This is a genomic window from Geothrix campi, from assembly GCF_024609265.1.
Taxonomy (GTDB): domain Bacteria; phylum Acidobacteriota; class Holophagae; order Holophagales; family Holophagaceae; genus Geothrix; species Geothrix campi.
Map to the genome: position 1 here is coordinate 814,448 of NZ_JANHMP010000001.1, position 15,739 is coordinate 830,186.

The 15,739-nt window shown below is 65.0% G+C and carries 8 protein-coding genes; 4 read left to right on the forward strand and 4 right to left on the reverse strand.

Going from position 1 to position 15,739, the window contains the following annotated elements; genetic code table 11:
• Position 1: 1 nt before the first annotated feature.
• Entirely contained in the window at positions 2 to 1,774 is a 1,773-nt protein-coding gene (locus tag NOV65_RS03865) for a cytochrome c biogenesis protein (protein ID WP_257304517.1), read from the forward strand.
• Between the two features lie 72 nt (positions 1,775 to 1,846).
• Here the strand turns inward: NOV65_RS03865 and NOV65_RS03870 are convergent, their stop codons facing one another.
• From NOV65_RS03870 to murD, 3 genes are all read right to left on the reverse strand, one after another.
• Complete coding sequence (locus NOV65_RS03870) at positions 1,847 to 2,353, reverse strand: hypothetical protein (RefSeq protein WP_257304519.1); 507 nt, start codon at positions 2,351 to 2,353, stop codon at positions 1,847 to 1,849.
• Positions 2,354 to 2,403: 50 nt separating this feature from the next.
• Complete coding sequence (locus NOV65_RS03875) at positions 2,404 to 3,831, reverse strand: FAD-binding oxidoreductase (protein WP_257304520.1); 1,428 nt, start codon at positions 3,829 to 3,831, stop codon at positions 2,404 to 2,406.
• 86 nt (positions 3,832 to 3,917) lie between these two features.
• On the reverse strand, positions 3,918 to 5,285 hold the full coding sequence (murD, locus tag NOV65_RS03880; protein WP_306671932.1) for a UDP-N-acetylmuramoyl-L-alanine--D-glutamate ligase: 1,368 nt from the start codon (positions 5,283 to 5,285) through the stop codon (positions 3,918 to 3,920).
• A gap of 56 nt (positions 5,286 to 5,341) precedes the next feature.
• On the opposite strand from murD, the gene NOV65_RS03885 reads away from it, so the two are divergent.
• On the forward strand, positions 5,342 to 6,100 hold the full coding sequence (locus tag NOV65_RS03885) for an EAL domain-containing protein (RefSeq protein ID WP_257304522.1): 759 nt from the start codon (positions 5,342 to 5,344) through the stop codon (positions 6,098 to 6,100).
• A 59-nt stretch (positions 6,101 to 6,159) separates the two neighbouring features.
• Here NOV65_RS03885 and NOV65_RS03890 read toward each other — a convergent pair whose 3' ends face one another.
• Positions 6,160 to 8,943, reverse strand: a complete 2,784-nt coding sequence (locus tag NOV65_RS03890; RefSeq protein WP_257304525.1) for an immunoglobulin domain-containing protein — start codon at positions 8,941 to 8,943, stop codon at positions 6,160 to 6,162.
• A gap of 329 nt (positions 8,944 to 9,272) precedes the next feature.
• On the opposite strand from NOV65_RS03890, the gene NOV65_RS03895 reads away from it, so the two are divergent.
• Positions 9,273 to 12,353, forward strand: coding sequence for a TonB-dependent receptor (locus NOV65_RS03895; RefSeq protein WP_257304526.1), 3,081 nt, complete (start codon positions 9,273 to 9,275; stop codon positions 12,351 to 12,353).
• A gap of 52 nt (positions 12,354 to 12,405) precedes the next feature.
• Complete coding sequence (locus NOV65_RS03900; protein ID WP_257304528.1) at positions 12,406 to 15,735, forward strand: putative Ig domain-containing protein; 3,330 nt, start codon at positions 12,406 to 12,408, stop codon at positions 15,733 to 15,735.
• The last annotated feature ends 4 nt before the right edge of the window (positions 15,736 to 15,739 follow it).

Sequence of the window (15,739 nt, forward strand, 5' to 3'; positions counted from 1 at the left end):
CATGACCTTCGTGCAGAAATACCTCGCCTGGGGCGCCGGCGCCCTCGCCCTGCTCATCGCGCTGATCTTCGCCCTGCCGGGCGGCAAGGTCCGCGGCTTCGACGCCGCGGGCTTCGGCAACATCCCCATCCTTGATGGCGGACGCGTCAAGCCGCTGGATTCCCTGGCCCGCAATTCCCTGCTGGTCATCCATAGCCGCCAGGGCTTCCGCTACGAGGGTCGCACCATCGGACCCGACGAGTGGATCCTTGATGTGATGTTCCGCCCTCAGGTGGCGGACCAGCAGCCCATCTTTGTCATCGATGATCCGGATGTCATCGGGCTTATCGGGGCCCAGCAGAAGCAGAACCGCAACTACTTCAGCTTCGCGGACCTGTCCTCCCACCTGGAGGAGATCCAAAAGCAGGCCCAGACCGCGCAGCCCATCGCACCCCAGAAGCGGACCCGCTTCCAGAGCGCCATCGTCAATCTGTTCGACCGGGCCTACCTCTACTACAAGCTCCGGAACACCCTGCAGCTGGCCGGATCGCCGGGCCTCGGCTGGGAGCTCCAGTCCATCACCGATGCTGAAGCCTCCGCCCGCCACCAGGACCTGATGCAGCTCGCGGCCTTCCGCATCCTGCCTCCTCTGCCCGGAGGCCCGCCCGACGCCTGGAAGAACGTGGGTGAAGGCCTCCGTGCCATGGCGGCGGGTCAGGGGGTCCACCCGGCCCTGGTGCCCCTCGCCCGGCTCAACGCCGCCTACCTCGCCAACGACGCCGCCAGCTTCAACCAGGCCTTGGCCGACATGAAGGGGGTGGTGTCCACCCTGAAGCCCGGCGCCCTGAGCCATGCGAACAACGAAATCGTCTTCAATCGCGCCCAGCCCTTCTTCGTGGGCCTCTCCATCTATTTCGTGGCGTTCCTGGTGCTGTGCGTGTCCTGGATCTACAAGCCCGAGTTGCTGCGCCCCACCGCCTATGCCCTGCTCTTCTCGGGCGCGGTGGTCCACACCCTGGGTCTGGCGGCGCGCATCATCCTGCAGGGCCGCCCCCCGGTGACGAACCTCTACTCCTCCGCCGTCTTCGTGGGCTGGGGCGCAGTGATCCTGGGCCTCATCGTCGAGCGGATGTACCGCAAGGGCTTCGGCACCGCCGTGGCCGCCGCCGCGGGCTTCGCGTCCCTGATCGTGGCCCAGAACCTGGGCACCGAGGGCGACACCATGGAGATGATGCGGGCCGTGCTGGATTCCAATTTCTGGCTGGCCACCCACGTGGTGACCATCACCATCGGCTATTCCGGCACCTTCCTGGCGGGCGCCATCGCCATCGGCTACGCCATCCGGAAGCACATCGTGACCAAGGTCGATGTGGAGACGGACAAGGCCCTCGTGGACATGGCCTACGGCATCATCTGCTTCGCCCTCTTCTTCAGCTTCGTGGGCACCGTGCTGGGCGGCATCTGGGCCGACCAGTCCTGGGGCCGCTTCTGGGGCTGGGATCCCAAGGAGAACGGCGCCCTGCTCATCGTGCTGTGGAACGCCATCATCCTCCACGCCCGCTGGGCCGGCTACGTGCGCGAGCGAGGCACCATGGTGATGGCCATCTTCGGCAACATCATCACCGCCTGCTCCTGGTTCGGCGTGAACATGCTGGGCGTGGGCCTGCACTCCTATGGCTTCATGGACCAAGCCTTCTACGCCCTGACCGGCTTCATCATCAGCCAGCTGGTCTTCATGGCCATCTGCTACGCGCCCGCGCGGTTCTGGGTGCAGAAGCCGCACGGCAAGGCCTAGTGCCTTCACCTCACTGCAAAACGGGCTCCCGATCGGGAGCCCGTTTTGCAGCAGGGAACGGCGACAGGAAAGTCACTTCACCCTTCGGGTGACCCCCTCCAGGTAGGTCTTGAAGGCCTCGGGGGCGTTGGGCGGGGCGATCTCGAAGCGGACCGTGACACTGTCGGCGGCCCCGCGGAGGTAGGTCAGGCGGAAGCGCGGGCCCGGGGCCGGTTCGCTGGTGAAGGCCACGCCCTGGGGAATAGCGGTGGCCACGTAGCGGATGACGTGGCCCTCGTTGTCGACGTAGAAGGCCTTGAGCAGGCCACCCTCGACGAAGACCGTCATCTGGTCCTCGTGGTGGGCGGCCGGCCGGCCATTGACCGCTGGGTAGTCGGCGTGGCTGCGCCGCACCAGGACCTTCCCCTCCAGCTCGAAGCGGAAGGAGGCTGCGCCGCTGGGGGAGCCGGGCTTCCCGTCCGACTCTCCCACCCAATCGCCGCCGAGGAACCGCACGGGTTCGAAGAGGTCCGCCTTGGGGGCGGGCGTCTGTGCCACGAGGGGCGCGCAAAGCAGGAGGACGAGGGCAGACGAACGCATGGAGGCTCCCTGGAGACCTCGAATCTAACCCGGAACGCCTCCGGGTGCGATCACGGCAGGAGGCCGAGCCGCGTAGTGCCCAGCAGGCCCTTGGGGTCCAGCTGCTGCTTGAGCGCCTGATTCATCGCCTTCACGGCCTCCGGGGTGTAAGCGTCGTAGAACCGCTGGTTGTGCGGGCCCACGCCATGCTCGGCGCTGTACGAGCCGTCGAAGCCACGGACGGCCAGTTCGTAGATTGTTGACTGCAATTCCTCGACGATTTCCGCCGTCGGCCTGGGTGAGTCAGCTTCCTGCCAGACCAGGTTGAGGTGGGTCCCACCATCGCCCCAGTGGCCGAAGTCGCAGGACCGGATGAAAGGATAGTCCTTGGCCAGCAGCGCCACGGCAGCATCCGTGAAGGCGGCCATGCGGCTACGGGGCACACTGATGTCGAAGGCCAGCACCTTGCCTTCGCTCCGCAGGCTCTCGCTGATGTGGTGGCGGATGGCCCAGAAATCCTCGGGCTTGCCCATGAAGACGTCCGTGAGGCCTTCGCCGCTGTCCCCTTCCAGGAAGGCCCCCAGCCGCTCCTCCAGGACTTCCGGCAGATTCAGGGCCGTCTCCGGAAGGGTGGAGGAGAGCTCCACCAGGGCCGTGTAGGCGGGGGGCTTGGCGGCGCCGTATGGGTTGCGGATCGCCTCATGGTGCTTGAACACGGGGATCAGGGCGTTGGCGCTGATGACCTCGTAGGCCGTGAACACATCCGCCAACTCGCGCTCCAGAGCCTTCAGCAGAGCCAGGACCGCCTCGCCGGAGGTGCAACCCACCAGGGCCGTGGCATGCTGCCGGGGGACGGGCACCACCTGCAGCACCGCGCCGGTGATTACCCCGTAAACACCGCTGGTGCCCACGAGAAGCTGTTTGAGATCTAGGCCGGTGTTGTTCTTCCGCAGGTGGTTCATCACATCGACCACCGTGCCGTCGGCCAGTACGGCCTCGGCGCCCTGGAGGTTGTGGCGCACGTCGCCGTACTTCAGGAGCCGGGTGCCGCCGGTATTGGTGGCGATCATGCCGCCGATGGTCGGATCCGCCCCGAGGTCGATGGGGAACATGAGCCCGTGCGTCGAGAGCGCCTCGTTCAAGGTGCTGAGCAGCACGCCACCATCCACCACAGCCGTACGATTGATGGGATCAATCTCCAGGCGCTTGTTTAGCCGCTCCAGGCTGAGCACCAGCATCTCACCGCTGGCGTCGGGATTGGAGGCACCGACCAGGCCCGTGTTAGCCCCCTGGGGCAACACGCGGAGGTTCCGCTCGTGGCAGTAGGCCATGACCTTGGAGACCTGCTCAGTGGTTCCCGGGCGGACCACCAGCAGGGCCCTGCCCTTCCCGTACCGCCAGCCGGATTCGTACTTGGTGAGATCCTCCAACGCCGTCAGGACGGCATCCTGTCCCAACATGGTTCGCAGGTCGGCGGCAATTCGGGTGGCATCGGGCATCGAAACCTCTCGCAGATTGACCAATTCTGACGCAAGAAATCCGGGGGCCGGACGGGTCAATCAAAGACGTTCTATGAGTTTTGTTATCAAAGCCAGGCTCGCACGAGGGCCTCGAACCGCTCGCCGCGCTGCTCGAAATTGTCGAACTGGTCGAAGCTGGCGCAAGCCGGGCTGAGGAGCACCTGGTCGCCGGATCGAGCGAGCATAAGCGCCGTCCGCACGGCATCATCGAAGACCGGCACCACCTCGTGGGGCAGATCGCCCAGATCGCGGGTGAGTTGCGGAATCGCCTCGCCCAGGAAGACCAGCCTCCGCAGTTTGCCGTCGAGGGCCTGCCGCAGGGGTTCATAGCTGGCGCCCTTGTCCGTGCCGCCCAGCAGCAGCACGAGAGGCCCTGACAAGGCCTTGATGGCCGTGAGCGTGGCATCCACGTTCGTGCCCTTCGAATCGTTGTAAGCGCGCACGCCGCCCTTCTCACCGCAGAAGGCGATGCGATGGGCCAACCCGGGGTAGCTGCGCAGGCCTGCGCGGATGGCCTCCAGCTCCGCCCCGCCATGTCGGGCCAGAAGGGCTGCCGCCAGGGCGTTCTCCACATTGTGGTCACCGGGAATGCGCAGCTCGCCTCGCTGGAGGAGCACTTCGCCATGCAGATTCAGACGCCCTTCGCCGTCACACCAGGCCTCGCACTCGGACCAGCCGAAACGTGCGTTCCGTCCGGCGCCTGGCGCATCCTGCCACTGTTCAGGATGGGCCGCTGGCACCACCCGCAGATCCACAGCATCCTGCCGTTCGAAGATCCGCAGCTTGGCCCGGCGGTAGGCCTCGAGGGTGCCATGACGCGCCAGGTGATCCGAGGTGAGGTTGAGGAAGGCCGCGCCCTCCGCATGGAAGGCCGTCACGGTCTCGAGTTGATAGCTGCTCAATTCCACCACATAGATCGATCCCGGCGCACCCGCGGCCACAGCCTCAATGACCGGGATGCCCAGGTTGCCGCAGGCCACCGCGGGAAGGCCGGAAGTCTGCAGCAGGTGCGCCACCAGATCGGTGGTGGTGCTCTTGCCGTTGGTGCCGGTCACGGCCAGCACACGACTCCCATCGTGCCGGGCCCGAAGGACGCGGTGAGCCAGCTCCACCTCACCAATCACGGAGATGCCTTTTGAAATGGCTGCGACCACAAAGGGTGTGCTGGGAGGAATACCGGGACTGATGATGAGCTCGCCGCAATGCTCCAGGAGCGATTCAGGATGGCTGCCCCATACGCCAGGGATCCCGGCTTTCGCAAGGTCAAGCTCCAGAGCGGAATCTGGACCCGGGCGGCTATCGGTCAACACCACTGGCCGCCCTTGCGACGCCAGGAATCGGGCTGCAGCCACGCCCGAACGTCCCGCTCCCATGACCACGGTGCGCATGTCGCCCCCTGTTTCCAGCGTAACCCGTGATGAAGCTTCCTGCATGCACCACCCGAAGCGTTACACTGGATGTGGGTCCCTTGAACGAGTACGGAGCGGCCATGCCCAAGGGCATCCTGGAAAGTCTGTTGAGCGGCAAAGGGGCCATCGTGCCCCATGTTCAGCCTATCTATCGGCTACGGGACAACCAGTTGGTGGCTCAGGAATACTTGGCCAGGCACATGGACGAGGCGGGTGTCACCCATCCCGTGGGCCCGATCCTGCAGGATCCCTCGCTATCAGCCAAAGATCGACTGGCACTGGATCTGAGATTCCTAGAGGCCACCTTCATGGCCCTGGCCCAACGCGGAAACGGAACCCACCTGCACTTCGTGAACCTGGAGCCCGTGAGCCTGGAGGCGCCAGGGTTCTGGCGTTGTCTGCCGCGTTGGCTGGAGGCCCTGCCCTTTCCCGTGGAATACGTCGTGATGGAATTCACCGAGTCCCAGGGGGTGCACGACCTCGAGGCGCTCCAGACCTACGCCAAGCGCCTCCGCGACGTCGGGCTGCGCGTGGCGGTGGATGATCTTGGCGCCGGCGTGGCGAGCCTCACCCAGATGGCCTGGCTGGCACCGGATTTCATCAAAGCCGACCGGAGTCTGGTGGAACAGGTCCAACGCCGGCCCTATCAGGCGGCGCTGCTCAATGCGCTTTCCCACTTCGCCAAGCGCATGTGCATCGGCTTCATCGCCGAGGGCATCGAGACCCTCGATGAATTGGAGGCCGTCATGGACGCCGACGTGCCCTGGGGCCAAGGCTACATCCTGGGCCAGCCCTGGCCTACGCGCCCGAAACCGCTGGCCCTCGATCCTCTGCAGTAGGCCCGCCCTCCAACCGGCGCCTCTGTATCGCGGGCCGGTCGGAGGACTCATCGGATGGGCTACTGGATGACGAAATCATCCAGGTTCAGCCGTGCGGTTGGAGTGCCGTCCACCGCCAGCTTGAACCTGATCGGGCCGGTGAGGCTGAGGCCGCTGAAGGTGGCGGTGCTGAGGGTGTTGGAGGTGGCCGTCACGGAGTTGCCGATCTTGGTCCAGGTCGCGCCTTGGTCGTTGGAATAGGAGAGGGAGAAAGCAGCCGATCTGGCGTTCGTTTCGTCGGACTTGTACACCCCGTAGGCCACGCTGACCGAAGTGACGGGCGTGGCGGCATCACCGTAGTCGAAGTTCATCCACACGGCACTACCGGCCACGGCCTTCATGCGCAGGCCCTGGCCATCGTTCTTGGCGTCATTGGCATCGCCGGCATAGCTCATGGTCGTGACGAAATGCCAGGGACCGGTGGGGAGTGCGTAATCGCCCGTGGCATAAACAGTGCCCGTGCCGGCCCAAGTGAAATGCTCCGTGATGCCGGCGGGTGGTGGTGTCGTCCCCACATAGAGCGTCAACGTCTTGGTCACGCTCGCCGATTCGCCATCGGCGACCTTGATGGTGATGGTGACCGTACCGGTGGCCCCGGCGGCCGGAACGATGTGGAGGTTCTGGCTGGCCATGGTCCCAGTGAAGGTGAGACCGGTGTTGGGCACGGTGCTCTCGTCGCTGGAGGTGGCCGAGAAGGTGACATTCAGCGGGCTGGCGTCATCGCTCACCGTGAAGGGAAGGTCCAGGGGCATGTCCACAGCCGTGGAGGCAGACGCAGGAAGGCCCGAGATGGCCGGCGCCTGGTTGCCCCCGGTCACTGTGAGCACGCGGGTGATGGATCGGCTCGCACCCAGGGCGTCAGTAGCCGTATAGGACACGTTGTAGGTGCCGTTTGCTGTGTAGGTGTGCGTGGTGGTAGGCGTGGTCGCCGTGGTGCTGTCGCCGAAATCCCAACGCACCGAAGCCACGGTGCTGTTGGGGCTGGTGGCCTGGCCCTGGAAGGTGTAGCTCACGCCGACGGATGCCGTGCCATCCCAGCTGGGTTCGACCATGTGCACATTGGGTGCGCCCGTCACCTCGAAGTGGCTACCCCAGCCGCGTACGTCCACATCCGCCTTGAAGCTTGCCGGCAGCGGGGCAGCGGGGTTCGGGAAGAGGTTCAGCCCCGTGAGGGCCTCGATGCGGGCGACGGAGGTGGTGTACTTCTGGATTTCCGCATCCGACATGGCCAGCCCTGACCGATTGGGCGTGAGGACGGCCAGGACCTTCGGCTGACCAGGAGCAGCTTCGCGGACGATTACTTTCCAGAAGCCGCTCGGGATGCGGACGGGAGCCACGGCACCGGGAAGCAGGGCTGGATTGGTGTCGAAGGTTGGCCCCGTATAAATCCAGGCCCGACCGAAGGCGTCGGCCAGGCCAGGCATCCAGGCTCCACCGCTGCCGGTGAAGCTGCCCCCGACGACCTGCTCCAGGTTGTTCCAGAAATTGTTGTTGTTGTCCGTATCCTGGGGCGCCACGTTCGACAGGCGGCAGGAGTCCGTGCCGGCCTGGGAACCATAGCGGTAGGCCAGGTCGGACATCATCACCTGGTGCCCGCGCGTCCAGCCGCTGCCGGTGTAGTCGCCGTCCGTCACCTGGGGCGCCTCCAGGCGGTCGTCGGCCAGGAAGGTCCGGGTCCCGTTGGAGAAGGCGTTCATGAACTTGAAGTCGGCATAGGCCGTCCAGGCGGGGTTCTTCACAGACTCGTCATAGCCCAGGCGGAAGGCACCGTGGGGAAAGGCCGCGCCCAGGTTGTAGGAGGGCAGGATCGTCAATGGCCGGGCGGGAACAGCGATCGGGTCTCCGGCGTAGGTGGGCTCCGGCGCCATGACCGTGAGGGTGGCGTTCTGGCTGGGCGTGCTGCCAGCGTCATCCGTGATCAACACGCTGAACTGGGCGCTGACCTCCTGGAGATCCGTGCCGGCGACCATGCAACTCGCCTGCGTGGCTCCGGCGATGTCCACACCATTCTTCCGCCACTGATATCGGAGGGTGCCTGTTCCCGTGGCAGAAACCGTAAAGGTGCCCCCATCGGGCGCGATGACGGTGAGGCTCTGTGGCTGGGTGGTGATCACCGGGGCGCTGCTGCTGGCCGGATTCACCGTGAGGGTCGCCGCGGTGCTCGTCGCGCTGGCGCTGGTGCCGTTCAAAGTGCTGGTCACCACCACCGAGTAGCTGCCGGCATCGGCAAGGGCCGCAGGATCGAAGGTCAGGGTGCTCGCCGTCTGGCCGGTGAGATCCACCCCGTTTTTCTTCCACTGATAGGTGAGTGCGCCATTCCCGGTGGCCGTGACGCTGAAGCTGGCCCTGGCGCCCTCCAGCACGATCTGGGCCGCGGGCTGGGCGGTTATGACCGGCTGCTTCGCCACTGGGTTCACGGTGAGGCCGGCGGTTGCACTGGTGGCGCTCGCCGCGGTGCCGTTCAGCGTGTTGGTCACCACCACCGTGTAGCTGCCCGCGTCCGTGAGGGCCACGGGATCGAAGGTCAGGGTGTTCGCCATCTGACCGGTGAGATCCACCCCATTCTTCTGCCACTGGTAGGTGAGTGCGCCATTCCCGGTGGCCGTGACGCTGAAACCGGCCCTGGCGCCTTCCAGCAGGGTCTGGGCCGTGGGTTGGGCGGTAATGACAGGGGCAGAAGCCTGGGCGGCCGGAGTTCCCGTGGTGCCGCCACCACCACCGCCCCCGCAGGCGGGCATCAGGGCCAAGGCCCCGGCAAGGAGGGCCAAGGTGAGGGAACGGAAGGCGGCTTTACGAAGGCTCATCATCAATCTCTCTCAGGCTCATACCAAGGAACGGGGCTCGGCTCGATTCCAGGCAGGACTCCACACGGGCATTCAGGAGGCGGCATCGCTGCCAATCTCACCCCCTGCACGAGCACCCATTTGGGCTTCAGGTTTTGCGCACGTCCAGCGTAGGCGGGATCCGGCGAGGTCCCAATAGGAAACTGGCGAGATTACTTCTTTTTTACCGTGACGTCATGAAAACTCAAACATAAAGTAGCCATGTCTCGTCTATGATGGTGCGTTCCCCTTCAGTCGGTGACCCCGGGTTTCCCTGGTCGTTTGCGCCCCCTCGGGCAAGGAGCTTTTTGATGCGATTGCGTACAACCTCGATTCTGCTCACGGCTCTGGCCTGTGCCGTCGTAGGGCATGCTCAGACCAGCACGACCTCAGGAGCGATCCGGGGCATGGTGAAATCCAGGCAGGGCGCTCCTGTGAAGGGCGCCTCCCTGCTGGCGCGGAACACGGAAACGGGATTCTCCCGGACAATCAGCACCAACGAGCAGGGGGAATATCAGTTCGTCTTCCTTCCGGTCGGCAACTACGACTTGACTGTCACCGCCCAGGGACTGCGGGCCGGCAAGTCCGCGAGCATCCGGGTAAGCCTAGGGCAGACGACCGATCTGAACTTCACCCTGGATTCGGCCGAAGCCTCCGCCGTGGTGGAAGTGGTCGCCCAGGCTCAGATCCTCGACCCCGCCCAGATCAATACCCAGACTTCCATCCCGCAGGAACTGGTCGACACGATCCCCATCAACGGCCGGAACTTCACGGACCTGGTTCAGCTGACTCCCGGCGCCGCGGTGGGCAATACCAGCTACTACACCACAGTGGAAGGCGCGCGTGGCATCCAGAACAACCTGCAGATCGACGGTGGCAGCTACAACTCCAGGTTCAATGGCGAACAACGCGGCGGCACCCGCATCCCCTTCACCTTCGGTCAGGACTCCATCAAGGAACTGCAGGTCATCACGAACTCCTTTGATGCCCAGTATGGTGATGCTGTCGGCGCGATCATCAACGCGGTCACCAAGACGGGCACCAACGAGACCCAGGGCATGGCCTTCATGCTGTTTCGTCCCAACTCCCTGGTGGCCAAGGTCAAGCCCGTCCCCTATGATCCGAATGCGCCGAATGGCGTGAATTCCGACGAGGCCCGCACCCGCACCTACCAGACCCTCCAGCTGGGCATCAACGTGGGCGGCCCGATCATCAAGGACCGGTTGCACTACTTCGTGAACGTGGAGATGGCCCGGAAGCGGGAGGACAGCATCCCCCTCTTCGGCGACAATTCCACCGGCTCCAACGCCTTTTTCGCCCCGGGCACAGGCATGGGGGCCCTGCTGCAGACCATGCCGGGCCGCACCCTGGCAGATGAGAACCGCCGCGCCTGGACCGACGAGCAGAAGAACCTCGTGTTCATGGGCCGCCTGGACTGGGACATCAACGAGAATCACCGCGCGACCCTGCGATTGAATTCCCAGAACTACAAGGGCCTCAACGATATCTACGCAGGATCCCGGCGGAACGATACCGCTGAATCAGGCAATTCCACCATGAAGTTCACCAGCCTCTCCACGGTGCTGGAACTCAATTCGGTCCTCTCGTCCGGCCTGCTGAACGAAGCCCGCGTCCAGGTCGCCAACGAGAAGCGGCCCACCACACCCAACACCACGCTTAGCTCCCCCGTGCGCATCCAGAGGGTCGGCAGCAACTACGACATCAACGCGGGTCAGTACTACATCGATCCCCGTACCACGGACGAGACCACCACGCAGATCCAGGACAACCTCACCTACATGACCGGAGACTGGGTCCTGAAGGGCGGGATGGACCTCCAGTTCATCGACATGAAAAACCGCTACCTGCCCAATGGCAACGGCAGTTGGGTCTTCCCCACCTATGCCCTGGCCCAGGCCTGGTTCAACCAGGGAGCGGCGGCGTCCTTGAGCGGGGTCACCTACACGCAGGGTGATTCCCCCACGGACGGCGTCAGCGATTTCAGCGAGAAATACCTGGCCGGCTACCTCCAGGCCCAGTACGGCGGCCTCTTCGACCGGCGCCTGCTCCTGAGCGCGGGTCTGCGCTACACCACCGAGATCTGGAGCGGCAACCCCAATCCCAACCCCAAGCTCCAGGGCCTGGACCGCGCGCCCAACGACAAGACCCTGGACCCCCGATTCGGATTCACCTTCGACCTCTTCGGCACCGGAAAGACCGTCATCCGCGGAGGCTACGGCTGGTTCAGTGTGAGCAACCCGGGCCAGACCGTGTCGGGCGCCATCATGAACAACGGCATCAATCTGGTGTCCTATTACATGACGGCCTCCGCGAACTCGGCCCTGTTCGAGCCTGGCGCCGTCCTCTCCTCTTCCCAGCGCTGGAGCGGCCCCCTGACGGCTCCAGGCTCCCTGACCGCCATTCCGCTCAGCACCCTGCGGACGGATCCCAACTTCAAGGTCGACACCATCGTGCCGACGATCATCGATCCCGAAGCCAAGATGACCCAGGCGCGGGCAGCCTCGCTGGGCGTCGAGCAGGACCTGGGCAACGGGTTCACCGTGGGAGCCCGAGCCACCTACAAGAAGTTCCTCAACCTCCAGTACGCCGTGAACATCAACCTGGGCCAGGCGGCTCCGGGGGGTACGACGGCAGATCCCAGCGCCATCTACAACGATCGCTACCCCACCACGACCAACCTGTTCTTCCGGAGTAACCGGCCGGGCCGGGCGATCGTCAGAGGCCGGGCCCTTGACCTCAGCGGCTTCGGCGACGTCATTCTCTCTAAATACGACGGGGAAGGTCGGTACCGCAGTCTGGTGCTGGAGGCGGGCCGCCGGCCCAGCGAAGGCGGTTGGGGCTTCAAAGGCAGCCTGACCTTTGCCAAGGCTGAAGACAACAACTCCAACGAGCGGGCCACCCTCACCTCCACCAACGCGCTCACGGAAAACCCGGCCGATCCCCTGGCCTCCTGGGCGCTGAGCGACAACGACCACGCCTTCCGGGCTACCTTGGCCTGGTTCGCCCCCACCATCTATGGCATCCGGGTTTCCGGCATCACCACCTACACCACCGGGCGTCCCTGGAATGGCATCTGGTACGAAGACAAGAACGGTGACGGGAAGTACATCGATACCGTGGATGGCCGCAACACGCACCGCCAGCCCGCCGAGAAGACCTTCGATCTGAGGATCTCCCGCCAGTTCCGATTCACCAGGAGCTTCTCACTGGAAGGCATCCTCGACGTCTACAACGCCTTCAATTGGGCCAACCAGTACACCCGCCAGACCCAGTACACCGTGGCCAGCGGGCTCAACCCGTACTTCGGTGCCATCGATACTCCAGACAACCGCTCTCGCGAAGTCCAATTCACCCTCAAGGCCCGGTTCTAGGCCAAAGGTCCATCCTCTGTCTCCATTCGCATAAGACCCTTCAGGAGCACCCATGCAAACCCGTTCAACCCGCCTGAGCGCCCTCTGGGCGTCGGCCTGCCTGACCCTCGGATTGGTCTCGGGGCTGGCCGTCGTGCAGATAGGTTGCGCGTCGAATTCTTCCAGCTACGACCACCCGGCTCCCAGCATCTCCGAGTTCACCACCGGAACGAAGGCTTCTCCCACCGCCCCCTTCATCCCCACCCCCACCGGGTCCACCCTCTCCATCCCTCAGGGTGGAAGCGCCTGGTTCCGAGCCAACTTCGGCGTCAAGGACGGCTCGGCGGTACTCACGCCGGGCAACCTCCCCGTGACGAGCAACGCCCCCTTCCCGGTCCCCAACATCACCACGACCACGACCTTTACCCTCACCGTCACCAGTGGGGATGGCCAGAAAGCCACCGCCACCGCCACGGTAACTGTGCTGGCGTCCCCCGCGGGTCTGACCTACACGAACGAAGATGCCACTTATTACGCCGGCGTGAAGATCGCTGACAACACCGTGGCCACAGTGAGCGGCGCCGCACCGATCACCTATGCCGTCAACAAGGCCCTTCCGAATGGACTGCAGCTGAGCGCCACCACCGGTGCCATCACGGGCACTCCCGCAGCCCAGACGTCCCAGGACACCTACACGATCACCGCCTCCAACAGCGTGGGCAGCACCACCCGCGACATCAAGATCGCCGTGGCCGCCACACCCCTGACCTTCACCGCGAGCCCCGCCGCCATCACCGTGGGCCAGAGCACCACGTTGAGCTGGGATGCCGCCTCGATCGCCGGCGTCTTCAGCGCGGTCACCATCACCGCCAATCCGGCGGATGCCACGCTCCCAGCCACCTTCACCCTGGCCGGTACGGCCAATGTGAGCCCGCTGGTCACGACCACCTACACCTTGTCCGCCACCCCGGTGGGCGGAGGTGCCGCGGTCACCAAGACAGCCGATGTGACCGTGGGGGCCGCCCCCGTGCATTTCACCTCTTTCACGGCCACCCCTTCCAGCGTGGTGCTCGGCAACACTTCGAACCTGGCCTGGTCCTACACGGGTACGGCTCTGGATCTCACCCTTGATGGCGCGAGCGTCCTGGGCAGCCTGGGCCAGGCGGTCACGCCCTTCGGCCGGCAGACCTATACGCTGGCTGGTTCCAATCTCGTCGGCGGCGATACCGCCACGGTGAAGGTGGGTGCCAAGGCCCTCTACCATGTGGCCGGCTCCTTCGGTTCCGGCCGTGGCAATGTAGACGGCGGCCTCGATCCGAACGGTTTCTCCAAGGCCCGGTTCTACCGTCCCAACTCCATCGCCTGGGATGAGAAGGCGAACGACGGCAGCATGATCGTCTGCGACTACAGCAGCAACCTGGTGCGGCGCATCGCCGCCGACCGCACGGTCACGACCATCGCCGGCACCCCCGGCGTGGCCGGAACGGCCACCACCAACGCCGACGTCAACACCCTCTACCAGCCTCGCAACACGGCTGTGGATCCCGTCACCGGCGATATCTACCTCGGCGGCGAAGGTTACACCACCAAGCGCCTGTTGAAGCTCGCTCCCAACGGCGATGGCACCTACACACCCAGCCTGGTGGCCGGTTTCACCATCAACACCAATGCCCTGGTGATCGACAGCAACCGGATGATGTATTTCGTCGAGTACAACGCCTCTACAGGCAACCTGTACAAGATGGACCTGACCTCGGGAACCCCGACCCCAGTGCTGATGGCCAATCTGGCCCCGACCGTCACCGCCGCCACCGCCCTCGCCAAGGATTTCAATGGCGGGCGCCGGCTGCTTTATCTGGTGGGTTCCAGCAAAATCTTCAAGATCGACATCACCAACGAGGCCAGCCCCGTCGCCACCCTCATCGCGGGCACCGGCACCGCCGGCTTCGCCGACAGCCTCACCGCCGCCACGGGCACGGTGAACGCCCCCCAGGGCGTCGCCGTGGATACCGCCGGCAATGTCTACATCGCCGACCGCAACAACTTCGCGGTGCGCATGATCCCTGCTGGTGGCGAGTGGTCAGGCGCCCTGCTGACCATCGCGGGTGCCACAGGCACTGCCGGTGAGGGCTATGGCTCCGCCGCCATCACGCTGAGCGCCAATCCCACCCTGCCCAGTTCAGCCGTGAAGACCCTCAGCAACGCCTACTATGTCGCCATCCAGGGCGATGGAACGGCAGGTACCAAGATCTACGTGGCCGATGCAGCGGCCACCTTCGACAACCAGGCCATCCGGATCATCACTGTGTCCGGAACCACGACCGGCGGTTTCCCGAGCGCCGGTACCACCTACACCCTGGATGATCCTGCCAAGCCCGCGGGCTACGCCTATGCGGGCGCTCCCCGCGTCTCCGGCAATGCGGATGGAGTCGGGGCCTTCGCCAAGTTCACCTTCGGCACGGGCTCAGGCGCCAACCTCGCAACCCTCCCCGACGGCAGCCTGACCTTCGCGGCCGACACCGGGAACAACCTTGTCCGCGCCATCGCCGCCGATGGCACGGTGACCACCCTGAAGGATGCCACAACCACCAACATCGCCTTCCTCGCCCCCAAGAGCGTGGCTGTCCAGGTGAACCCCACCACCAAGGACCTCGTGGCGCTCTTCGTGGGCGACACCGGCACCACCAAGAAGCTCCGCAAGTTCACGCCCAACGGGGACGGCACCTTCACCGAGGCCACCTTCGTGGTCAGCGGCGGAACCTATCCGGTCGCTCCCAACCACCTGGGGCTGGCGGTGGATTCCGTGGGCGGCTTCGTCTATGCCTCGGATGCCACGGCGGCCAAGGTCTTCAAGATCGACGCCACCACAGGTGCCAGCAGCGACTTCGTAGCTGCCACGGGCACCAACCCCATGGGCCTAGCCCTCGCCGGGGATGGCACCCTGTGGCTCGCCGTGACCGGTGCCCACCAGGTCAAGAGCTATGACACGACAGGCACCCTGGCGCTCACCGTGGGCACGGGCACGGCCGGCTATGCCGATGGTGCCGCCACGACGGCCAGCTTGACAGCCCCCACCGGTATTGCGGTGGACACGCATGGATTCGCTTATGTGAACAACTACGCCACCAGCCAGACTGCCACCACCAATGGCATTCGGGCCATCAGCACCGCGACGGGTGCCGTGACAACCCTCCTCGGGTTTGCCACCAGCACGACCACGCCCACCTTCTACGGCCTGAAACCCGGCCTCCTGCTCCCCGACAACCTCGGGACGACGGGTGCCCAGTCCATGAATGGGGGCGTGCTGTACGCGCCTCAGGGCCTGACCATCAACCAGGACGGGGACCTGCTTGTCTCCACCCCGCAGTCCGTTTACAAGGTGGTGGCACCCGCCAACCAGTAGAAGG

What these genes read in the sequence shown, in the direction of transcription:
- NOV65_RS03865 (WP_257304517.1), top strand. Translation starts at nt 2, where the DNA reads ATGACCTTCGTGCAGAAATACCTCGCCTGGGGCGCCGGCGCCCTCGCC.
- NOV65_RS03870 (WP_257304519.1), bottom strand. Translation starts at nt 2,353, where the DNA reads ATGCGTTCGTCTGCCCTCGTCCTCCTGCTTTGCGCGCCCCTCGTGGCA.
- NOV65_RS03875 (WP_257304520.1), bottom strand. Translation starts at nt 3,831, where the DNA reads ATGCCCGATGCCACCCGAATTGCCGCCGACCTGCGAACCATGTTGGGA.
- murD (WP_306671932.1), bottom strand. Translation starts at nt 5,285, where the DNA reads ATGCAGGAAGCTTCATCACGGGTTACGCTGGAAACAGGGGGCGACATG.
- NOV65_RS03885 (WP_257304522.1), top strand. Translation starts at nt 5,342, where the DNA reads ATGCCCAAGGGCATCCTGGAAAGTCTGTTGAGCGGCAAAGGGGCCATC.
- NOV65_RS03890 (WP_257304525.1), bottom strand. Translation starts at nt 8,943, where the DNA reads ATGAGCCTTCGTAAAGCCGCCTTCCGTTCCCTCACCTTGGCCCTCCTT.
- NOV65_RS03895 (WP_257304526.1), top strand. Translation starts at nt 9,273, where the DNA reads ATGCGATTGCGTACAACCTCGATTCTGCTCACGGCTCTGGCCTGTGCC.
- NOV65_RS03900 (WP_257304528.1), top strand. Translation starts at nt 12,406, where the DNA reads ATGCAAACCCGTTCAACCCGCCTGAGCGCCCTCTGGGCGTCGGCCTGC.